Genomic DNA, 21,183 nt, shown 5'->3' with positions numbered 1-21,183 from the left:
CTCAGCCCGCGCGCCGATATTGCCCCGGCGAATGGCCAAACCGGCTGCGGAATGTCTTGATGAACACCATGGGCGAGGCAAAGCCAGAGGCCATGGCAATCTCGGTCACGCTCAGGTCCGTCTCGCGCAACAGGCTGCGGCCATGATCCAGCCGCAGATCGCGGAAAAAGCGATAGGGCGTCTTGCGCAGATATTTCACGAAAAGCCGCTCCATCTGGCGGCGCGAACAGCCCGCCGCATCGGCCAATTCATCCATGCTGATCGGCGTTTCGATATTGGTCTGCATCACCTTGATCGCCCGCACCAACAGCGGATTGCGGCTATCCAGCGCATTGCTGATCGAGGCGCGCTGCGGGCTGCGCTCGGCCCGGCGTTGGCTATAGAGGCACATATCGGCCACCACATCGGCAAAGGGCCGGCCATAATCGGCCTCGATCATTTCCAGCATCATATCGGTGGCACCCACCCCGCCACCGCAGGTGAAAATCCCGCCATCCACCTCAAAGGTATTGCCCGTCACCTCGACCTCGGGGAATTTCTCGCGAAACGCAGGCTGGTTTTCCCAATGCAGCGTTGCACGCCGCCCCTCGAGCAGCCCCGCCTGCGCGAGCGAAATGGCCCCGGTGCAAATGCCCCCCACGCGCCCACCAAAGCGCGCATGCTGACGCAGCAGCGCCAGCAGGTCCTTGCTGCCCGTGCCCGTGCGCACGGTGCCGCCACAAACCACAAGATCGGTTTCACGCGCAAACGCCCCCAACGACTGATCGACATTCACCGACATGGCGCAAGAGCTGACCACCGGCCCCCCATCCTGAGAGGTGACGGTCCAGCGATAAAGCGGGCGTTGCGCCAGTTGATTGGCAATGCGCAGCGGATCAAGCGCCGCGCTGAACGCCAGCAGCGTGAAATCCGGCAGCAGGTGAAAGGCAAAATGCCGAGCAGGTTTGGTGGTCTCTATGGCAAAGAATGCCGCCCCCTGCGGCACAATCGCCTTGCGTGTGATATGGGCGTCATTCTCCGGGTAGGACATGACAGGCTTCGGGCTCCCAATGCAGGGTCAGGGGGCTTCCTGAATGCAGATCAATGGATGCCAGTTCACCATGACTTTTCTGCACCTTCAACTCCTCTCCTGCATCCGTCTCAAGAAAGACAATCGCCGAGGCCCCGACAAACTCTTCGCCGACCACCCGCGCGCGAATACCCGGCACGCCCGCATCTGCCGCGCTGATCTGCATCTTTTCGGCGCTCACGACAAAAGACAGCGTATCGCCCACGGATTTTGCAGGGGTTTGAGGCGCTTTGACCGCAAAGCGACCATGCGCCGTTTCGACCTGCCACAGATCGCCCGTTTTCTGGACCAGCTTGCCGGTAAAGATATTCGCCGAGCCCAGGAATTCCGCCACGAACCGATTGCGCGGCGCATGATAGATTTCCTGCGGCGTGCCGATCTGTTCGATCTTGCCCCGGCTCATGATCACCACCCGGTCGGCCATGGAAAACGCCTCGGACATGGAATGGGTGACATAGACAAAGGTGATGCCCAGATCCTTTTGCAGATTGGACAGAACCGCCTGCATCCGCACCTTGAGATGCGCATCGAGCGCCGAAAGCGGCTCGTCCAGCAGCAGGATTTTCGGCTCTGTCACCAACGCGCGCGCCAAGGCAACCCGCTGCCGCTGCCCGCCCGACAATTGCGAGATATTGCGATCCGCGAATTCAAGGATCTGCATCTTGTCCAGCCATTTGCGCGCCCGTTGCGCGCGCTCCGCCTTGCCCACACCGCGCATCTTGAGGCTGAATTCGACGTTTTCCTGAACGGTCAGAAACGGAAACAGCGCAAGGCTCTGCCAGACCATCGGCGTATCGCGGTCCCATGTTGCCTTGCCGTTTACCCGCGCCCCGTCGAGATAGATATTGCCCTCGCTCGGGTCCTCGAGCCCCGCCAGCATCCGCAGCGTCGTGGTCTTGCCACAGCCCGACGAGCCCATGATCGCCAGAAACTCGCCGCGTCCGATCTCGAAATCCGCGCGTTCCACGGCGGTGAACTCGCCAAACCTTTTGACCACACCTTCCAGCCTGACAATGGCGTCGGATTTCACAGGGGTTTGCATGTTCATGGCTTGTCCTTTGTCGAATTGCGCAACAGCATCTGCGCCAGAATGATAAGTGTGATCGAACTGAGAAAGGCGAGCGAGCCGATGGCATTGATCCGCGGGCTGACCTGCCCCTGAAGAAAGCCCAGAATTTTCACCGGCAGCGTTTCATTGAGGCCCGAGACGAACCACGCCACCGCGAATTCATCAAACGACACCGCCATGGTAATGAAGAGCGCGGCAAAGATCGCGGGCTTGGTAAAAGGAATGATGACATGGCGCAGCGTCGCCCATTCATTGCCCCCAAGGTTCCACGATGCCGCCTCTAGATCCGGGTCCATCTGCGACAGACGCAGGCGGATGATCGCCATGGCAAAGGGGCTGCACATCACCCCATGCGCGATGATGATCGAAATCGCACTGCCCGACAGATTGACGCGCGACAGGAACGCCAGCATCGCCAGCCCCATGATCACCACCGGAATGGTCGGTGGCAAAAGCGCGAGCGCGAGATAGACGTTTTTGCCAAAGAAGTTGTAGCGAAAATCTGTATAGGCCCCGCCAAATCCCAGCACCGTGGCAATCACCGCCACGATCAACCCCACGACCACCGTGTTCAGGAACCCGGCCCAGACAAACGGATCTTCCCAGATCAGCCGATACCACTCGGTTGAGAAATGCCCCAAGGGCAGCGACGGGAACCGGTCGGAATTAAGCGAGAAGACGAAACTGCCAAGGATCGGCGCAAAGATAAAGAGGACACAAACCGCGATATGCAGTTTCAAGGCGCCATTGATCAGGCGATTGTCATTGCCGGTCATTTGCCGCGCTCCTTATAGGCATAGGTGATGGCGGCAAAGGCCACGGTCAGCAGCGTGCCGATCATCATCAACGCGACCACGGCGGCGCGCGGCCATTGCTGCCCGGATTTGGTGATATCGGTGATCAGGATCGACAGCGTCGGCGGATTGCCCCCGCCCAGATAAAGCGGGCTCACGAAATCGCCAAACGACAGGATAAAGGCAAAGAGTGCTGCAATCACAAAGCCAACCCGCGCCGATGGCACGATCACCGAGAACACCGTGCGCAGCCGCCCGCAGCGCAGATTATGCGCCGCCTCGACAAAATCGCGATTGACGAAATTGAGGCTGAAAACCTGCAACAGGATCACCAGCGGCAGACAGAGCGTCACCATGCCCACCAGCGTCCCGAACGTGGTGTTGAGCATGCCAAAGGGCCCAACCCCCAGCATCCCCAGCGCGGCATTGATGATGCCCCCATCCGACAGGAACACCTGTAGCGCATAGATACGCACCAGATAGCTGGTGAAGAACGGGATGATCAGCACGAAAATCACCCATTGCTTGACCCGCTCCGACAGCTTGAATGAAATCGCATAGGCCGCCGGAAAGGCGATGGCGCTGGTCAGAACCGCGCTTGCCGTGGCCAGAAGAGCGGTGCGCGCATAGGCATCCCAAAAGGTGCCGCGCGTCAGGATACGTTCCCAATTGCCGAAATTCAGATCCGGCATCATCTGGAAATTGCGCACCGTCCAAAAGCTGATGGCGATCAGGAAAAGCAGCGGCACCGCAAAGAACGCCAACTGCCAGATCAAAAGGGGCAGCGACAGGGTGAGAGAGAATAGGCTGGGTCGGGTCATGGAATGCGGCTTTCTCAGAGGCAAGAACAGAGGGGCCGGGGTCTGGGGAGAAGAGACCCCGGCCAAGCCCCCGTCAGGCGCCCTTGTAGTCGGACCAGAAGTCGTTCCAGTCCTCAAGGCTTTGTTGCACAGGCAATTGGCGATACTGGATACGCCCTTCGCGGATCATGTCCATCGCGTTATGCTGGCCCAGCACCATATTCTGCCGCTTGGCCTCGGCGGGGTTGGTGGCATTCAGCACCTCCCAGCCTTTCTTGTTGGGGATGAGCGCGGGATAGGCGGCCATATCGGCGGATTTTGCTTGCCCCTCGGCCGAGGTGATCCACTGGATCCACTTGCGCGCCATGTCGTAATTCTGCGTGCCCTTGCCAATCGAAAAGGACTCGGTCCACTGCAACCCGCCCTCTTCGGGAATGGTGGTGCGGACCTTGGCACCGTTCTTTTCCAACACGCCGGTAATCCAGTCACCAATCCCGGCAAAGGCCACCATCTGCCCATCATTGAGCGACGAGAAGGTGCCGCCATAGTCAAAGAACCCGCCGACCTGCCCGCGCAGCGCCATCGTGGCCTCTTGCACCTTGTCCCAGCCTGCGTCGTCGATATCATAGGCAGACCCATTGCCCGCCGAGAGGCTCAGTTGCCCAAGGTTGGGCAAATGCCAGTCGAAATGCCCCAGCTTGCCGGTCACGCGGGCGTCCGAGAACACCGCATAGCTGGCCGCGTCCTTTTCGCTCAGCACATCGGTGTTATGCGCCACCCCCAGAAACCCAAAGCGCGTGATCACGGAGTAGAGCGTGTCATCCTGCCAATGGCCGGGGAATTTCTGGAACTCGGGGTAAAAATCATCAAAGGCGTAATCGGCGGCATCGAGCGCCTCGATATAGCCCGCCGCGTTCAACTGCTGCACATATTCGGCATCCGACAGGATCACATCATAGGTGCCCGCCGGGGATTGCGCGATCAGGCCCAGCATATTGTCACCGCCGGTATAGTATTTCGGCGTGAATTTGACGTTGTTCTCTTCTTCGAACGCGCCAACGATGTCGGGCTCTGCATGGCCATACCAGGCCAGCATCGACAGGTTGACGGTCTGCGCCGACGCCCGGATCGACAGGAACGGCGTGGCCAGCGCCGCGCCTGCGGTCATCTTCAAAAGGTGGCGGCGGGTGGGGGTTCTCAGGGTCATTGTGGTCTCCTTGTTGGCATGCATTTGTTTTTAATTTTCAATCAAGTCACTCAGCCGCCACGCGGTCGCGCGTTGCAAACTCGGTGCGCAGCGCCGCGACGATGCCGCGCGTGCAGACATCAATCAGGATGTCGCCCTTTTCCGCCGTGGCATTCTTGGGCGAGGACAGCGTGCCGCTTGCGGGCGTCCACTCGGGATGCGGCGGATAGACATCGTAGGGCGGAAAACTCGCTGGCGCGTGATCCACCGCGCGCTCCAGCGATACAAGGTCTGGATAGAGCCGCAGCATGAGCGAGGTTTCCAGCACCCCGCCATGCTCGATATCCCAGCCCAGAAACCCCTCGGGGTATAGCTTGGCAATCGCCGCCTGATCGACAAAATCCCAGTAGGACAGCACCACGACCTTGGTGTCATGGATGCCCGACCAGCCCAATTCGCGCAGAGCAAGGTCGATCCCCTCGGCAATGAACCACGAATTCTCGAAATGACCATTCACGATGCAGATCTGACGGTTGCCGTGGCGCGCAAACTCGCGGATCACGTCCTTGAGCGCATTCACAAGGCTCGCGCCATCAAGGCTGGTGGTGCCCGGAAAGAAATTGCCACCGCCAGATTTCTGCTGCGATTTATACCCATATGTAAACGGCGGCGCGACCAGCCCGCCCACCTCAACCGCCGCGCGGCGCGCAAATTCGGTGGGCAACAGCACATCGACATGCATCGGCATGTGATGGCCATGCTGCTCCATCGACCCAAGCGGGATGAGAATCGGCACCCCGCCACGCGCGACCCGGCGCTGATACTCGGGCCAGGCTAATTCTGCTGCAAAAACCGTATCTTGGGCCATGTCATCCCCTTTTCTCTCGGATTGAGGGACCCTAGAACAGCTTGCCTCATGCGCAAAATTCATAGTAACAATGCATGAATAAGGATTCTTAATCATGCGCCATTTCGTCAATCTGCAAACCGACCTGATCCGCACGTTTGTGACGGTGGTGGACCTTGGCAACTACACCGAAACCGGTCAGGTTCTGGGCCGCACGCAGCCCGCGATTTCCCTGCAAATCAAACGGTTGGAAGATTTGGTGGGCGCCAAACTCTTGCATCACAAGGGCAAGGTTCTGGAGCTGACACCGCAGGGGCACGCCCTTATCGGCTATGCCCGCGAGATGTTGCGCCTGAATGATCGTGCGGTTGCCAACCTGCACGAGGCTCAATTCATGGGCACGCTGCGGGTGGGTTTGCCCACCGATTACGCGATTGGATATTTTCAACGCATCATCGCCGATTTCGCCCGCGCCAATCCCGAGGTGACATTCGACATCCGCTGCGACTGGAGCCGCAATATCCTCAGCCAGCTGCATGTCGATGAATTGGACCTTGCCATCGCCATCACCGATACGATGCCCGCGCCCTATGTCTCGCTCTACTGGTCAGAGCGCCCATTCTGGGTCTGTGGGCGCGACTATCAATTCTCGCTCGACAAGCCGGTGCAAATCATCGCCCACCCCAAGGGCTGCTTCTATCGCAAACGGATGATCGACGCGCTGAACACCGAGGGGCGCGAATGGCGCATCTGCTTTGAGAGCCCCGGCATTACAGCCGTGCAAAACGCGGTGCTGGATGGGATGGGCGTGACGGCGCTGACCAAGAAAACGCTCCTGCCCGGCATGCGCGTGCTGTCACCCAAAGAGGGGTTTCCACCGCTCGCCAATCTGCATGTCGGCCTCTTTTACAAACATATCAAAGCCTCTGACGCGGCGCTGAAACTGATCGAACAGATCACCGAAGGGGTCAGCGCGTTCCGCAAACCAACGCATGCACGCAGCTAGCCTACATTTCATTTTCTTATTCTCAGATCAAACCTATTAATTTCTTGCAGGGCCTCTTTGCTGGTAGCGGATAAACATCCAAGCCAGTGAGGAGAGACCCAAATGCTTGACGACATGTTGCACGTCACGGAATGGCACAACGGCGAAAAGGAGTTTTCGCCCTTTTCCGACAATGAGATGGCCCGCCGCCAGAACGAATTGCGCGTCTGGATGGCCGATAACAACGTCGATGCGGCGCTCTTCACGTCCTATCACTGCATTAACTATTACTCAGGTTGGCTCTACTGCTATTTCGGTCGCAAATATGGCATGGTCATTGACCAAAAGAACGCCACGACCATTTCCGCAGGCATCGACGGCGGCCAGCCCTGGCGGCGAACATTCGGCAGCAATGTCACCTATACCGACTGGCGGCGCGACAATTTCTACCGCGCGGTGCAGGGCCTGACCAAGGGTGCCCGCCGCGTCGGCATCGAGTTTGACCATGTTTCGCTCGATTATCGCCAGCTTTTGCAGGATGCCCTGCCCGGCGTCGAATTGGTGGACGTGAGCCAACCCTCGATGTGGATGCGCACCATCAAATCCGCCGAGGAAATCAAGCTCATCACCGAAGGCGCGCGCATTTGCGACGTGGGTGGCTATGCCGTGGCGGGCGCTGTCAAGGCAGGCGTGCCCGAACACGAGGTGGCGATTGCGGGCACAAATGCGATGATCCGCGAGATTGCCAAATCCTTCCCCTTTGTCGAATTGATGGACACCTGGACATGGTTCCAGTCGGGCATCAACACCGATGGCGCGCATAACCCCGTGACCAACCGCGTGGTGCAATCGGGCGATATCCTCAGCCTCAACACCTTTCCGATGATCTTTGGCTATTACACCGCGCTCGAACGCACGCTTTTTTGCGATCACGTTGATGACGCCAGCCTCGACATCTGGGAGAAAAACGTCGCCGTGCATCGCCGCGGGCTGGAGTTGATGAAACCCGGCGCGCGCTGCATGGATATCGCGATTGAGCTGAACGAGATGTATCGCGAATGGGACCTGCTGAAATACCGCTCTTTCGGCTATGGTCACAGCTTTGGCGTGCTCAGCCACTATTATGGCCGTGAGGCGGGCGTGGAACTGCGCGAGGATATCGACACCGTGCTGAAACCCGGCATGGTCGTGTCGATGGAACCGATGGTGATGATCCCCGAAGGCCAGCCCGGTGCCGGCGGCTACCGCGAGCATGACATTCTGGTCATCGGCGAAGAAGGGGCCGAGAATATCACCGGCTTCCCCTTCGGACCTGAACATAACATCGTCGGCAAAGGCTAAACGCCCTTGCGGGACGCGATTGAAATCGTGATTGCGGCGGCCAGTGTCCTTATGACGCTGGCCGCCTTGGCGCTTGCAGACCGGCCCGCCATGGCGCTCCTGTCCGGGTCGCGCGCCATGATCGTTCCCGGTTATGCCAGCGGGTCAGGCGCGATATTGCCACCACAGATCAGAACCGCCACCCGCTCCCCCGCCGCAGGCCGATAAGCGCCCGACAAAAGCGCCGCCAGCGCCGTGGCCCCCGCCGGTTCCACCAACTGCCGCACCTCCCGCCACAAAAGCGCCTGCGCCTCAAGAATTGCAGCGTCACTGACCACCACACTGGCCACGCCCTGCGCCTCGGCCAGACCATAGCACAGGCCTCCAATCCGCCGCGCCCCCAGCGCATTGGCCGCCACCCCCGACACCTCGACATCAACGGGTGCGCCCGCCGCCAGCGCGGCATGCAGCGCGCAAGAGGTCTCTGGCTCGACCGCCACCACCCGGCGACGCCCCTCAAGCCAGCCCAAAGACCCGGCAATCAGCCCGCCACCGCCCACGGCAATCAGCACCGTGTCCGCGTCCAGTCCCTGATCCTCCCATTCCGCCATCACCGTGCCTTGTCCGGCCACGGTCGCCTCGGCGTCATAGGGATGCACCTGCATTGCCCCTGTCGCCGCCTGCCATTCAGCGGCGCGCGCCGCCGCCTCGGCATAGGCCCCGGGCACCACCTGCAAATCGGCCCCTTGGGCGCGGATGAGCGCAATCTTGGCCGGTCCTGCAATCTCGGGCACGTAGATCCGCGCGCGGTGGCCCAGCCGTGCCGCCGCATAGGCCACTGCCGCCCCGTGATTGCCGCCAGAGGCCGCAACAATCCCCGCCTCCGGCACGGTCGCCTGCAAGAGCGTGTTGAACGCGCCGCGCGCCTTGAAACTGCCGGTATGCTGCATCTGCTCCAGCTTGAGCGCCACAGAATATCCACCAACCTCCGCCTGCATCACCGGCGTGCGCCGCACATGCGCAACAATGCGCTGGCCCGCCTCTCCAATACGTCCCTGCCACGCCATCGCTTACACCTCTTTGCCTTTTCTTGATGGGTCAAACCCTATACTCCTGAGGTCAAAGACCCAAGCAAGGATCGCCCGCGATGAAAGACGACCGCCTCAGCCAATTCCGCGATGCCGGTTCCGACCGTTCCACCGCTGAACAGGTGCCGGACACGCCCCAGACCCGTGCGCCCGCCTATCGTCTGGCCTTTGCCGATCCCGATTTCATGTGCCGCGACGAATTGCGCCCCGTGCGCCTGCAACTCGAACTCTTGAAGCCCGAGATGATCCTGAACGAGCGCGGCATCCAGAGCACCGTCGTGCTCTTTGGCGGCGCGCGCATTCCCGAACCGTCGCAAAAGAACACGGCCCGCACCAAAACGCTCGCCGATCTCTCGCGCTATTACGACGAGGCGCGCAAATTCGCGCGGCTGATGACCGAAAAATCCATGGCCAGCGATGGGCGCGACTATGTGATTGCCACGGGCGGCGGTCCGGGCGTGATGGAGGCGGGCAATCGTGGTGCTGCGGATGCGGGCGGGGCCTCGATCGGCCTCAATATCGTATTGCCACATGAACAGGCCCCGAACGAATATGTCACCCCCGGTCTGTGCTTCAACTTTCACTACTTCGCCATCCGCAAGATGCATTTCCTGATGCGCGCCCGTGCCATCTGCGTCTTTCCCGGCGGCTTTGGCACGCTCGACGAGATGTTCGAGGCGCTGACCCTTATTCAGACCGACCGGATGAAGCGCGTGCCGTTCCTGCTCTTTGGGGCCACCTTCTGGCAATCCATCATCAACTGGGAGGCGCTGTCCGAGGCGGGCACAATCAGCGCCGAGGATCTCGATCTCTTCCAATTCGTTGAAACGGCGGATGAGGCGATGCAGATCATCAACGACTGGCCCCAAGGCTGAGCGGCCCAAAACGCCTTTCCGCTTCTTCTTGGTGCAAATACTCAATTCCACCGCCGCACCGTAACGCGGCGGTGCCGCTCAGATGATCTCATCCTCGTCAAAGAGCGCCGCCGCCTCGAGATGGGCGCTGATGCCCCCCGCCGCCGCCTCGGCGCGCGGCGTCTCCGCCACATGGCACAGCGCATCACCCTCATAGACCACCGGCAGGTTGGTACGCCCGATGATGATGCCGGTCACATCCGCCACCACCTCGGTCTCGACATCGCCAAAGGCATTGGCCACCGCGCCCAGCACCGTGCCCGGCTGCACCGCATCGCCCACCGCCAGATAGCCGCGAAACAGCCCGCCGCGCGGCGCACGATACCAACGCGAGCGCGCCGCCCGGATCGGTACACCGCGCGCACGCGGCACGCCCTTGGCACCGATCATGCCCAGATGCTGCATCACCCGCAGGATACCGCTCACCCCCGCCCGCGCCGCGAATTCGTCAAACCGGAGCCCCTCGCCCCCCTCGTAGAGCAGCACGTCTACCCCCGCCTGTTCCGCGGCCATCCGCAACGATCCGTCGCGCAGCTTCGACTCCATCATCACCGGCGCGCCAAAGGCACGACCCAGCTCTTCCAGCCGCGTGTTGCCCGGCGTCAGCCGGATTTGCGGCAGGTTGGTGCGGTGAATGGCCGCCGAATGCAGGTCAATGCCCACATCCGCGCGCCGCACCACCTGATCCATGAAAATATACGCCAGTTGCGACGCCATCGAGCCTTCGCTTACCCCCGGAAACACCCGGTTCAGATCGCGCCGGTCGGGCAGATAGCGCTTGTGATTGAGAAAGCCGAAGGTGTTGACAATCGGCACCGCCATCAGCGTTCCTGCCATCGAGGCCAGCGGTGCCGCCTTGAGCAGGCGGCGCATGATTTCGACCCCGATCACCTCATCGCCGTGGATCGCCGCCGAGACAAACAGCACCGGCCCCGCCCGCCGCCCATGGATCACCTCGACCGAGAGATTGACCGGCGTGTGATTGGACAGCGTGCTTACAGGGATATCCACCCGCGCGCGCGTGCCCGCTGCGACCGTTACACCGCCGATGTCAAAGGGTTTGCGCCGCGCCATGGCATCCTCGCTCTGTCTGACAGCAAGGCTTAGGCAAATAGGTTCGGCCTGTCCATGGGGCTTGGCGGGCGGCACGGCTCTGGCCTTTGCGCCGCGCGCATGGCACAGCGGCCCATGACCCGTGCCAACCCACAGAGGCCCGTTGTGACCACCGCTTTGCATGATGCCCGCCTTCAGGCTGTAGAGACCGCCGTGACCAAGACCGGCGCGCGCACGCTCCTTGATCTGGGCTGCGGTGCGGGCGATCTTTTGCTGCGTCTGGCGCTCTTGCCCGGCCTCACCCGCCTGACCGGCATCGACATTGATCTACCCTCGCTGCGCGCGGCACAGGCGCGGCTGGCGGACCTGCCCCCCGAGACACGCGCCAAGGTGCAACTGGCGCAGGCATCCATGACCGTGGCCCACCCCAATTTGCGCGGCTATGACTGCGCTTGTCTTGTGGAAACCATCGAACATCTGCCGCTTGGTGATCTCAATCGGCTGGAACGCGCGCTCTTTTCCGATATGCGCCCCGGCCATGTGATCGTGACCACGCCCAACGCCGAATTCAACCCGGTGCTGGGCGTGCCCAGCCACCGCTTTCGCCATCCGGGGCATCATTTCGAATGGGATCGCGCGCGGTTCGCAGGCTGGGCCGAAGGCGTGGCGGCACGCCACGGCTACACGGTCACCTGCCACGCCATAGGAGAGGCCCACCCCGCCTTGGGCGGAGCAAGCCAGATGGCGGTGTTTGCGCGACTGGGATGAGGGCGATGCAAGCAAACGGCAGCCCCAATCACCCACGCGCGGGATCAAGGCGCGGTACGCGCCGCCGCGCGATCGCTGGGCCGTCCCGCGGCCTAGCGATTTGGAGAGCGAGCGTATCACTGACGGGTCGCATAGCCTTGGCTGGCATAAAGTGGCAGCCAAGGCTGTTGCTTCGCTAGTCCCCGGCCCAGCAACCGCGCGGCTCCTCGCGCGGTGTCAAAGCCTTCCTCAGAGCCAACCTACCCCTTCAAGCTGGTCTTTCTGAGATACGGCAACACCTTCTCAAAGCTGCCAAACTTGGCCTCGGCATCGGCATCGCTCAGGCTGGCCGGGATGATCACGTCCTGCCCCACTGTCCAATCCGCCGGTGTCGCCACGCCATTGCGCGATGTGGTTTGCAGCGCATCAAGCGCGCGCAGAACTTCTGCGAAATTGCGCCCCACGGTCATCGGATAGGTCATGCTCAGTTTCAACTGCTTGTCCGGCCCGATGATAAAGACCGAGCGCACCGTGGCGCTGTCGTTGGGCGTGCGCCCGTCGGGCAAATAGGCCTCGGCGGGCAGCATGTCGAAGGCCTTGGACACCACAAGCCCCGCATCAGCGATAATCGGGAATCCCGCCGCACTGCCAGCAACCTTTTCAATATCGCCCTTCCACTTGCGATGGTCCTCAACCCCATCGACCGAGACGCCGATCACCTTGCAGCCGCGCTTCTCCCATTCCTCGGCCAAGCGCGCCACAGCGCCAAACTCGGTGGTGCAAACGGGGGTAAAATCCTTGGGGTGAGAAAACAGAATCGCCCAGCTGTCGCCAATCCACTCATGCAGTGAAATCGTGCCCAGATCGGTTTCCACCGTCAGATTGGGGATCACATCATTGATTCGAAGGCCCATAGCCTATCCTTTCCTGATTTCCGCCTTGGGGTGCAGAAATTTGATCAAATTGCCCCAAAGCGCCCTATTTCAAACCTTGCAGCCCGGCATTACCCCTGACAGAGTGCCGCCAAATCACTGGAGGTCAATACCATGATCGAGAAACGTCAGTTCTACATCAATGGCGCGTGGGTCAACCCCCTCGCGGCAAAAGATCACAAGGTCATCAATCCCTCGACCGAAGAGCCCTGCGCGGTGATCTCTTTGGGCGGTCAGGCCGATACCGACGCTGCCGTCGCCGCAGCCAAGGCGGCCTTCCCGGCGTGGATGGCCACGCCAGCAGCGGAACGCATTGCTTTTGCAGAGAAAATTCTAGAGGCCTACAAGGCCCGCGCCGAGGATATGGCGCAGGCCATCAGCCTCGAGATGGGCGCGCCCATCGACATGGCCCGCGAACAGCAGGTCGGTGCCGGAAGCTGGCATATCGCCAATTTCATCGCGGCCGCGCGCGAGTTTGCCTTTGACGAACCGCTTGGCGATCACGCCCCCAATGACCGGATCATCCATGAGGCGGTGGGCGTTGTCGGCATGATCACGCCGTGGAACTGGCCGATGAATCAGGTCACCCTCAAGGTGATCGCGGGTCTGGTCGCAGGTTGCACCATGATCCTGAAACCCTCTGAGGAATCGCCGCTCAACGCCGTGATCTTTGCCGAAATCGTCGATGCGGCGGGCCTGCCCAAAGGCGTCTTCAACCTCGTCAACGGCGATGGTGTGGGCGTGGGCAGCCAACTGACCGCGCATCCCGATGTGGACATGATCAGCTTTACCGGCTCGTCGCGCGCCGGGCGCATCATCTCCAAATCCGCCGCCGACACGCTCAAGCGCGTAAGCCTTGAGCTGGGCGGCAAAGGCGCCAACCTGATCTTTGCCGATGCCGATGACAAGGCGGTCAAGCGCGGCGTGATCCGCTGCATGAACAACACCGGCCAATCCTGCAACGCGCCCACCCGGATGCTGGTGCAGCGCGAGATTTACGACCAAGCGGTCGAGATTGCCGCCGAAACCGCGAATGCCATCCCCGTGGGCCCCGCCCACGAGGCCGGTCGCCACATCGGCCCCGTGGTCAACGAGGTACAGTTCAACAAGATCCAGGACCTCATCCAGCAGGGTATCGACGAAGGCGCGCGGCTGGTTGCGGGCGGCACCGGGCGGCCCGACGGTCTCAACCGGGGCTTTTACGTGAAACCCACGGTCTTTGCCGATGTCACCAACGAGATGACCATCGCGCGCGAGGAAATCTTTGGCCCGGTCCTGTCGATCATCCCTTTTGATACTGAAGAGGACGGCATCCGTATCGCCAATGACACGCCCTATGGCCTCACCAACTATGTGCAGACCGGTGATCCGGCACGGGCCAACCGGCTGGCGCGCGCCCTGCGCTCGGGCATGGTGGAAATGAACGGCCAATCGCGCGGTGCAGGCTCGCCCTTTGGCGGGATGAAACAATCGGGCCATGGGCGCGAAGGCGGCAAATGGGGCATCGAGGATTTCCTCGAGGTCAAATCCGTCTCGGGCTGGACCCCCGGCGCCTGACCCTATGGCGGGGCGCGCCTTTGCCCTGCACGGCGCGCGCGACGCCACGCGACGCGAGCGGGCGCGCGATACGCTCAACACCTGCGGGCTAGAGGGCGACCTCTGGCCCGAGGTTGAGGCCTCTGTGCTGTCCTCTACGGTGCTTTCGGCCACGGTCGGGGCGGGGCTCTTTGCCCCGCTCTATCCGTTCACGCTGACCACCCCCGAGATTGCCCGCTTTCTCAGCCATCGGCAAATCTGGGCCGAGATTGTCCGACAGGGTCTCGATTATGGGCTGATCTTCGACGAGGATGCCGCCCTTGACCCCCAAATCTTTGCAAGAGCGCGCGATCTGGCGCGCGACCATATCGACGATCTGGGGTATATCGCCTTCCAGCCCCAAGCCGTGCGCGGACCTGCGCGCGTGATCGACACCAACGGCGGTTGCGTGCTTTGCCTGCCGGTGGTCAACGCCCCACGCAGCCCGGTGCAGATGGTTGGACAGGATGCCGCCGCCCACCTTCTGCACCTGACTGAAATCTTCGACCGCCCGGTCGAGTTTCTCATTCAAAGCCATTGGCACACGCATCTGCGCACTGGTGCAGTCTATCCGTCCGGTGTATCACGGATCATGCAGGGCTCAGGGCACACCTCGCTTGCGGCGGCTTGGCCACGCTACCTTTATCGCCGTGCCGCCCGGCACGCGGCACGCGATAGCGCGGCACCGCTTACCGGTGGATTACTTTGATCCTTTACTCCGCCGCGCAGCGCCCCGGATTATTGGGATGGGTTGTCCAGTTTGCATACTCGTCCTGCACCACCTCGCCGGTGCGCGGATCGACCATGCCCGCCGCCATCCGTTCCATCGTGATGCATCCCTCGATCGGGCAGACATTGACGCAGAGGTTGCAGGCGACGCACTCGTCATCCTTGACGGTAAAGACCCGATCCTCGGACATCGCAATGGCCTGATGGCTTGTATCCTCGCAGGCGGCATAGCAGCGCCCACATTTGATGCAGTCATCCTGATTGATCTTGGCCTTGGTCACGTAATTGAGGTTCAGATCCTTCCAGTTGACCACATTGGGCACGGCGCGCCCAACCAATTGGTCGACAGAGGTAAAGCCCTTGTCATCCATGTATTGCGACAGGCCCGAGATCATTTCCTGCACGATCTTGAACCCATAGGTCATGGCCGCCGTGCAGACCTGCACATTGCCCGCCCCCAGCGCCATGAATTCTGCCGCATCGCGCCAAGTGGTGACGCCGCCAATACCGCTGATCGGCAGGCCCGCCGTGGCGGGATCGCGCGCAATCTCGGCCACCATATTCAGCGCGATGGGCTTCACCGCAGGCCCGCAATAGCCGCCATGCGCGCCCCGCCCGTCAATCGTGGGCTCAGGCGCAAAGAGATCAAGATCGACGCTCGTGATCGAATTGATCGTGTTGATCAGGCTCACGGCATCCGCGCCGCCGTCCTTGGCGGCCTGCGCGGGCTTGCGGATATCGGTGATATTGGGGGTAAGCTTCACGATCACCGGCAGGTTCGAGTGTTTCTTGCACCAATGCGCCACCTGCCCCACATATTCGGGCACCTGCCCCACCGCGCTGCCCATGCCGCGCTCGCTCATGCCATGCGGACAGCCAAAATTCAGCTCCACACCATCACAGCCGGTATCCTCGACCCGGTGCAATATCTCGCGCCAGGCGTCCTCATTGACCGGCACCATCAGGCTCGCAATCAGCGCCCGGTCGGGCCAGTCGCGCTTGACCCGGCGCATTTCTTCCAGGTTCACTTCCAGCGGGCGATCCGTGATCAACTCGATATTGTTGAGCCCCAGAAGCCGCCGATCCGCGCCGTAAATCGCCCCATAGCGTGGCCCGTTGACGTTCACCACGGGCGGCCCCGCCTCGCCCAATGTCTTCCAGACAACACCGCCCCAACCCGCCTCGAACGCGCGGCGGACGTTATATTCCTTGTCCGTCGGCGGCGCAGAGGCCAGCCAGAACGGGTTGGGCGATGTGATACCGATAAAGTTGGTTGTCAGATCCGCCATGGCTCAGCCCTCCGGCATCAAGGTTGCGTGGATGTCTTCGGCAGCGTCGCGCCCTTGGGCCACTGCCGTCACGGTCAGGTCATCGCCCCCCGCCGCACAATCGCCCCCCGCCCAGACCCCGGGCAGGGAGGTGCGCCCGGGGCCTGAAACGGCGATCTTGCGCCCGTCGAGCGCGGGCAAATCGGCCCCCTCAAGCGTCTGACCAATCGCCTTGAACACTTGATCAGCAGCAAGCCGGAATCGTTCGCCCGTGGGCCTGAGATCGTCGTCGGAATACTCAAACTCAACCTCGCGCACCGCGCCATTGCCATGCACCGCGATGGGCGTGGCATTGGTCACGATCCGCACACCCTTGGAGGCCGCAAGATCCTGTTCATAGCGGCTGGCGTTCATCCGGTCGCGCCCCCGCCGATAAACCAGCGTGACATTGAGCGCGCCCAAAAGTTTGGCCTGCACAGCGGCATCCACCGCCGTCATGCCGCCCCCGATCACCACCACATCGCGGCCCACCGGCAAATCGCTGAGATCCTCGGCCTGCCGCAAATCGGCAATGAAATCCACCGCATCGCGCATCCCCTCGCGGTCCTCGCCGCTCAGCCCCAGCGCATTGACCCCGCCCAGACCAATCCCAAGGAACACCGCGTCGTGATCTTCCTGCAATTCCGCCAGCGTCATCTCGCGCCCCAGACGCTGCCCGGTGGCCAGCGTGATCCCACCAATCTGCATCAGCCAGTCAACCTCGCGCGCGGCGAAACTGTCGGTGCTCTTGTAGGCGGCGATGCCAAACTCATTAAGACCGCCGGGCTTGGCGCGCCCATCGTAGAGCGTGACATCATGGCCTTTCATCGCCAACCGGTGCGCGCAGGCCAGCCCCGCAGGCCCCGCCCGGGGAGTATGATTTGTGGGGGAGGTTGGGGGAGTAGGGAGCCTGAGGGTAGGCAGTTCTGGGATATTCTTTTCGGCAATTAAGTGTTTGATAATAATTCAAGTGTAATCATGTAATTCAGACGCTATATTATCTACATGAGCATCCATGATGGGCAGTTTCAAAATGAAAAAGCGACAATCAGATACTCCCGTTTTCCGCGTTCAAAAAACTGGTCATGCGACAGATGGCACATTCGTTCGTAGGACGGCGCCGTCAGGTAAAATCGTCGTTTCAATGAGCAAGCGGAGTTATGCATCAGCTAAAAGGGCGGCAGCTTCTGCTTTTAGCAAAGCCAAGCAGCCTGCATGATACCTTATGTCATTCAAGAACAAGGTCTTTGACCTGCTCACTCAGGATGGTGAGGATGACATTGAAGCTCTTGCGGCTTATGGGCTGTATAAGCGTCATAAGCGGATGTGGGCCAAGGACTTCGAGGCCGAAAATGGTAAACCACCGACTCCTGAGGATGATGCACAGTTCGCGCGTGCCGTTTGCACCACAGATCAGCTTGCAAGATACAGGAAAGACGCTCAGGATATATTGATTGCCTTCGCAAATCAGTCGATCGAAGATGCAACGCCGCAGATTGAAGTTGGGGCCATTACCACGCGAATTGAGAAAGCGGCGGCATCCATTGAGCAACAAAGCTCCTTTAAACAGCAGATCGTTTCCGGCCTGATATCAACTCTGATAACGACAGCGGCATTGATACTTTTGGCAATAGGTATTCGATTGTTCGGGATTGATGTCATAGATGGCGTGCGCGAACTGCTGCCTGTCCATTCGCCATGACAGAAGTTTGCAACCGGGTGCTGAAAAATTCGTAGCTCTATCAGGGCTGCTTCGCCAGACTGCGGCCCGCCGAGCGCGCGTCATCACCCCGCACCCTTCGCCCCCGTCATCCTCGGGCTTGACCCGAGGATCTCTTGCGAGGCTGGAGAGTCCCGCTTTCGCGGGAATGACGTGTGAAAGGGTTGTGCTCGCAAGCGCGACATTCTGCGCCTCTTCCCCTGCCTGCGTGTCACCCTACCTCCCCTCCACAGGAGGCCCGCCATGACCCAACACACCCAAGTGCTTTATAATGCCCGCTGCCCTGTTTGCCGGGCGGAGATTGCGCATTATGCGGGGTATGTGGAGGCGAAGGGATTGCCTGTGACTTTTCAGGATCTCAACGCGGGCGGGTTGGAGCAGTGGGGGATTGACCCGGATCAGGCGGCGCGGCGGTTGCATGTGCGGCAGGATGGGCGCGTGCTCTCTGGTGTCGAGGCGTTTGCGGCGCTCTGGGCTGCTTTGCCGCGCTATCGTTGGGCGGCGCGGATCGTGGCCTTGCCGGGATTGCGGCAGGTGGCCTCGCTCATTTACGAGCGGGTTCTGGCACCGCGTCTTTATGCCAAGCATCTGGCACGAGAAGCCAAGCGCGCCGCGTCCTGAGGGCTTTCGCAGGGTCGCGCCCCGCGATAGGGTGCGCGCGAGAGACGCGGAGACCCCAGAAACATGACCGATCCCCAGACCCTGTTGCGCCGCCTGTTTGACCGGGCGGTGGCCGTAGCCGACCCGATGCAAAGCCTTGCCCCCTATCTGCCTGCGCGCCCTGAGGGCCGTGTCGTGGTGATCGGCGCGGGCAAGGCGAGTGCGCGCATGGCCGAGGCGGTCGAGGCGGAATGGGGGCCGTGCGAGGGGCTGGTGATCACGCGCTATGGCTATGCGCGCCCCTGTCAGGGCATCGAGATTGTCGAGGCGGCGCATCCGGTGCCGGATGCGGCAGGGATGCGCGCCACGGCGCGGATGCTTGATCTACTGGAGGGATTGGGCGAGGGCGATATGGTGCTGGCGCTGATCTCTGGCGGGGCGTCGTCGCTGCTTGTTCAGCCTGCGGGCGAGATGACGCTGGAGGATAAGCAGGCGGTCAATGCCGCGCTTTTGGCCTCGGGCGCGCCTATTGGGCAGATGAACGTGCTGCGCAAACATCTGAGCCGGGTCAAGGGCGGGCAATTGGCGGCGGCGGCCTATCCGGCGCGGCTGCATGCGCTGCTGATTTCCGATGTGCCGGGGGATGATCCGGCGATGATCGGATCGGGGCCGACGGTGGGCGAGGGCAGCACGCGCGATGACGCGCTGAAGATCGTGGCGCGCTATGGCATTGATCTGCCCGCGTCGGCGCGGGCGGTGTTGGCCGGGCAGAGCGGCGCGGTGCCGCCGGGGGATATACGCCTCAGCCGGGTTGAGAATGTGATCTATGCCGCCCCTGTGCAATCGCTGGAGGCTGCGGCAGAGGTGGCGCGCGCCCAAGGGATCAGCGTGCAAATCCTTGGCGATGCGCTAGAGGGTGAGGCGCGCGATGTGGCGCGCGATCATGCCGCGCTGGCGCGCGAGGTGCAGGCGGGTTTGGCACCGGGGGCGGCACCTATGCTGCTGCTGTCGGGCGGTGAGTTGACGGTGACGCGGCGGGGCGATGGTGTGGGTGGGCCCAATGCGGAATATGCGCTGGCCTTGGCGCTGGCCTTGGAGGGGGCGGCGGGCATTCACGCGCTGGCCTGTGACACCGATGGTGTTGATGGCGCCGCCGAGGTGGCGGGGGCGGTGATCGGGCCGGACACGCTGGCTGAGGCCCAATCCGCCGGGGTTGACCCTGCGCAGGCCCTGGCGATCAACGATGCGCATGGGTTTTTCGGGGCCGTTGGCGGGCAGGTGGTGACAGGGCCAACGCTGACCAATGTCAACGATTTCCGCGCCATCCTGATTGCGCCTGTTTAGGTTACAGCACCTTGCGTCTGATCGGGTGCATATCGCCTCGGTGAGGTCCCGGGTCAAGCCCGGGACGGGCGGGATTTCGATGGGGCGCGACAGGCCCTAAAACTGATCCCAGATCGTGCGGCCCAGATTATCCAGCCGCTCGGGCGAGCAAAAGAGCGAGATCGTCATCGTCGCCGTCCAGTCGCGCCCGCCAAGGCGGACCAGCGTGCCGTCGGCCAGTTCCTGACGGATGGAAAACTCTGGCAGCCACGCCAGCCCAGCGCCCGCAAGCGTGCGCCGCTTCAATGCCTCGGCCAAGGCATCCATGTAACGCAGGTCAAGTGCCGGGCGGCGGTTGCCGATGGTTTGATCGACCACGGTGCCAAGGAAGGTGTTGGGATCGTAGCTGAGATACGGAAGCTCTTGCCCTGCGCGCGGTGGCAGGGACCAGCCGTTGCGCGCGGCGGCCTCGTGCTGGGCCACCGGGATAAGGCGCTCTTCGCAGATGTCCTTGCGCTTGAAGCGGGTCTCGTCAAGGATCGGGGCCACGTCCTGATGCCGGTAATAGAGCAGGAATTCGCAGCCGCCTTCGCTGAGCAACTGGCAACAGGCGGTCAGGCTGTCGGAAATGACGCGCGTGCGCATTTCGGGATATTCGCGTTCCAATGCCGCCATGCGCGGTTGCAGGAAATTGACCGAAATGGCGTGTAATGCCGCAAAGCGTTGAAAGCTGGCATGGCCGCGCGCGCGTTCGCGGATTGCCTGACGGGTATCGGTGAGATCCGCCACCGTCTGTTGCGCCACTGGCAGGAATTGCCGCCCCGCCTCGGACAATTGCACCGGATAGCTGGCGCGGTCGATCAGCGGCACGCCAATCCACGCCTCAAGCGATTTGATGCGGCGGCTAAAGGCGGATTGCGTGATGTTGCGTTCTTCCGCTGCACGGGTGAAATTCAATGTGCGTCCCAGACAGACGAAATCGCGCAGCCAGTTGATATCCATTTCCGCCCCCCTTTTTGTCGCCAGACTGCGCCAGTCGAGATAACCATGCAAGATCGGAATAGTTTTATGAGATGTTTGAATTGGCCGACTCGTGGGGGTCTGTCCTAGCATTTCAGCCAAGAC

The 21,183-nt window shown here is 61.6% G+C and carries 21 protein-coding genes and 1 pseudogene; 10 read left to right on the top strand and 12 right to left on the bottom strand.

Annotation, left to right across the window (positions count from 1 at the left end; genetic code table 11):
- Window position 1: 1 nt before the first annotated feature.
- The 6 genes from GC127_RS06490 to GC127_RS06465 all read right to left on the bottom strand — a co-directional run bounded on the left by GC127_RS06490 (window position 2) and on the right by GC127_RS06465 (window position 5,786).
- Window positions 2–1,030: a GlxA family transcriptional regulator gene (locus tag GC127_RS06490; RefSeq protein ID WP_008279300.1), complete on the bottom strand. Its 1,029-nt coding sequence runs from the start codon at window positions 1,028–1,030 to the stop codon at window positions 2–4.
- Window positions 1,011–2,117, bottom strand: a complete 1,107-nt coding sequence (locus GC127_RS06485; RefSeq protein WP_151977151.1) for an ABC transporter ATP-binding protein — start codon at window positions 2,115–2,117, stop codon at window positions 1,011–1,013. The genes GC127_RS06490 and GC127_RS06485 overlap by 20 nt, the downstream gene beginning before the upstream one ends.
- Window positions 2,114–2,914, bottom strand: coding sequence for an ABC transporter permease (locus GC127_RS06480; RefSeq protein ID WP_081507602.1), 801 nt, complete (start codon window positions 2,912–2,914; stop codon window positions 2,114–2,116). The genes GC127_RS06485 and GC127_RS06480 overlap by 4 nt, the downstream gene beginning before the upstream one ends.
- Window positions 2,911–3,753 carry an ABC transporter permease gene (locus tag GC127_RS06475; protein ID WP_151977149.1) on the bottom strand — a complete coding sequence of 281 codons (843 nt, stop codon included), beginning with the start codon at window positions 3,751–3,753 and terminating at the stop codon, window positions 2,911–2,913. Before GC127_RS06475 ends, GC127_RS06480 begins: the two co-directional genes overlap by 4 nt.
- 73 nt (window positions 3,754–3,826) lie before the next feature.
- The gene (locus GC127_RS06470) at window positions 3,827–4,963 is read right to left on the bottom strand and encodes a spermidine/putrescine ABC transporter substrate-binding protein (protein WP_081507600.1); all 1,137 of its coding nucleotides are present in this window, start codon (window positions 4,961–4,963) and stop codon (window positions 3,827–3,829) included.
- Between the two features lie 22 nt (window positions 4,964–4,985).
- Window positions 4,986–5,786: a creatininase gene (locus tag GC127_RS06465; protein WP_008279305.1), complete on the bottom strand. Its 801-nt coding sequence runs from the start codon at window positions 5,784–5,786 to the stop codon at window positions 4,986–4,988.
- Between the two features lie 94 nt (window positions 5,787–5,880).
- Between GC127_RS06465 and GC127_RS06460 the strand changes: the two genes are divergently transcribed.
- Both GC127_RS06460 and GC127_RS06455 read left to right on the top strand, forming a co-directional pair.
- A complete protein-coding gene (locus GC127_RS06460) occupies window positions 5,881–6,771 on the top strand; it encodes a LysR substrate-binding domain-containing protein (protein ID WP_008279306.1) in 891 nt (296 codons plus the stop codon).
- 102 nt (window positions 6,772–6,873) lie between these two features.
- Complete coding sequence (locus GC127_RS06455; RefSeq protein ID WP_081507599.1) at window positions 6,874–8,091, top strand: M24 family metallopeptidase; 1,218 nt, start codon at window positions 6,874–6,876, stop codon at window positions 8,089–8,091.
- A gap of 131 nt (window positions 8,092–8,222) precedes the next feature.
- Here the strand turns inward: GC127_RS06455 and GC127_RS06450 are convergent, their stop codons facing one another.
- Window positions 8,223–9,137: a threonine/serine dehydratase gene (locus GC127_RS06450; RefSeq protein WP_151977147.1), complete on the bottom strand. Its 915-nt coding sequence runs from the start codon at window positions 9,135–9,137 to the stop codon at window positions 8,223–8,225.
- Between the two features lie 80 nt (window positions 9,138–9,217).
- On the opposite strand from GC127_RS06450, the gene GC127_RS06445 reads away from it, so the two are divergent.
- Window positions 9,218–10,033 (top strand): LOG family protein, encoded by an 816-nt coding sequence (locus GC127_RS06445; RefSeq protein ID WP_151977145.1) that lies wholly within the window; start codon window positions 9,218–9,220, stop codon window positions 10,031–10,033.
- Window positions 10,034–10,111: 78 nt separating this feature from the next.
- Here GC127_RS06445 and GC127_RS06440 read toward each other — a convergent pair whose 3' ends face one another.
- A complete protein-coding gene (locus tag GC127_RS06440) occupies window positions 10,112–11,146 on the bottom strand; it encodes a succinylglutamate desuccinylase/aspartoacylase family protein (protein ID WP_008279311.1) in 1,035 nt (344 codons plus the stop codon).
- Between the two features lie 144 nt (window positions 11,147–11,290).
- On the opposite strand from GC127_RS06440, the gene GC127_RS06435 reads away from it, so the two are divergent.
- Window positions 11,291–11,893 (top strand): methyltransferase, encoded by a 603-nt coding sequence (locus GC127_RS06435; protein WP_199861204.1) that lies wholly within the window; start codon window positions 11,291–11,293, stop codon window positions 11,891–11,893.
- Between the two features lie 239 nt (window positions 11,894–12,132).
- Here the strand turns inward: GC127_RS06435 and GC127_RS06430 are convergent, their stop codons facing one another.
- Window positions 12,133–12,786, bottom strand: coding sequence for a peroxiredoxin (locus GC127_RS06430; RefSeq protein WP_008279313.1), 654 nt, complete (start codon window positions 12,784–12,786; stop codon window positions 12,133–12,135).
- Between the two features lie 132 nt (window positions 12,787–12,918).
- Between GC127_RS06430 and GC127_RS06425 the strand changes: the two genes are divergently transcribed.
- Window positions 12,919–14,361, top strand: a complete 1,443-nt coding sequence (locus GC127_RS06425) for an aldehyde dehydrogenase family protein (protein ID WP_151977141.1) — start codon at window positions 12,919–12,921, stop codon at window positions 14,359–14,361.
- Window positions 14,362–14,365: 4 nt separating this feature from the next.
- Window positions 14,366–15,088, top strand: a complete 723-nt coding sequence (locus GC127_RS06420; protein ID WP_151977139.1) for a glycosyltransferase family 25 protein — start codon at window positions 14,366–14,368, stop codon at window positions 15,086–15,088.
- 4 nt (window positions 15,089–15,092) lie between these two features.
- Here GC127_RS06420 and preA read toward each other — a convergent pair whose 3' ends face one another.
- Window positions 15,093–16,397 (bottom strand): NAD-dependent dihydropyrimidine dehydrogenase subunit PreA, encoded by a 1,305-nt coding sequence (preA, locus tag GC127_RS06415; RefSeq protein WP_151977137.1) that lies wholly within the window; start codon window positions 16,395–16,397, stop codon window positions 15,093–15,095.
- A gap of 3 nt (window positions 16,398–16,400) precedes the next feature.
- Window positions 16,401–17,282: pseudogene (locus GC127_RS06410) on the bottom strand (FAD-dependent oxidoreductase); the annotation flags it as partial.
- A 148-nt stretch (window positions 17,283–17,430) separates the two neighbouring features.
- Here GC127_RS06410 and GC127_RS06405 point away from each other — a divergent pair.
- The 4 genes from GC127_RS06405 (at window position 17,431) to GC127_RS06390 (ending at window position 20,079) form a co-directional block, all read left to right on the top strand.
- Window positions 17,431–17,634, top strand: coding sequence for a hypothetical protein (locus GC127_RS06405; RefSeq protein WP_151977135.1), 204 nt, complete (start codon window positions 17,431–17,433; stop codon window positions 17,632–17,634).
- 6 nt (window positions 17,635–17,640) lie between these two features.
- Entirely contained in the window at window positions 17,641–18,117 is a 477-nt protein-coding gene (locus GC127_RS06400; RefSeq protein WP_008279517.1) for a hypothetical protein, read from the top strand.
- Window positions 18,118–18,378: 261 nt separating this feature from the next.
- Window positions 18,379–18,756: a thiol-disulfide oxidoreductase DCC family protein gene (locus GC127_RS06395; RefSeq protein ID WP_008279516.1), complete on the top strand. Its 378-nt coding sequence runs from the start codon at window positions 18,379–18,381 to the stop codon at window positions 18,754–18,756.
- Window positions 18,757–18,819: 63 nt separating this feature from the next.
- Complete coding sequence (locus tag GC127_RS06390; RefSeq protein ID WP_151977133.1) at window positions 18,820–20,079, top strand: glycerate kinase; 1,260 nt, start codon at window positions 18,820–18,822, stop codon at window positions 20,077–20,079.
- Between the two features lie 96 nt (window positions 20,080–20,175).
- Here GC127_RS06390 and GC127_RS06385 read toward each other — a convergent pair whose 3' ends face one another.
- The gene (locus GC127_RS06385; protein WP_008279514.1) at window positions 20,176–21,060 is read right to left on the bottom strand and encodes a LysR family transcriptional regulator; all 885 of its coding nucleotides are present in this window, start codon (window positions 21,058–21,060) and stop codon (window positions 20,176–20,178) included.
- Window positions 21,061–21,183: the final 123 nt, after the last annotated feature.

The sequence above is a fragment of the Roseovarius sp. EC-HK134 genome, assembly GCF_902498815.1.
In the GTDB taxonomy this organism is placed as follows: Bacteria; Pseudomonadota; Alphaproteobacteria; order Rhodobacterales; family Rhodobacteraceae; genus Roseovarius; species Roseovarius mucosus_A.
This window is presented reverse-complemented; position numbering and strand designations above follow the sequence as displayed.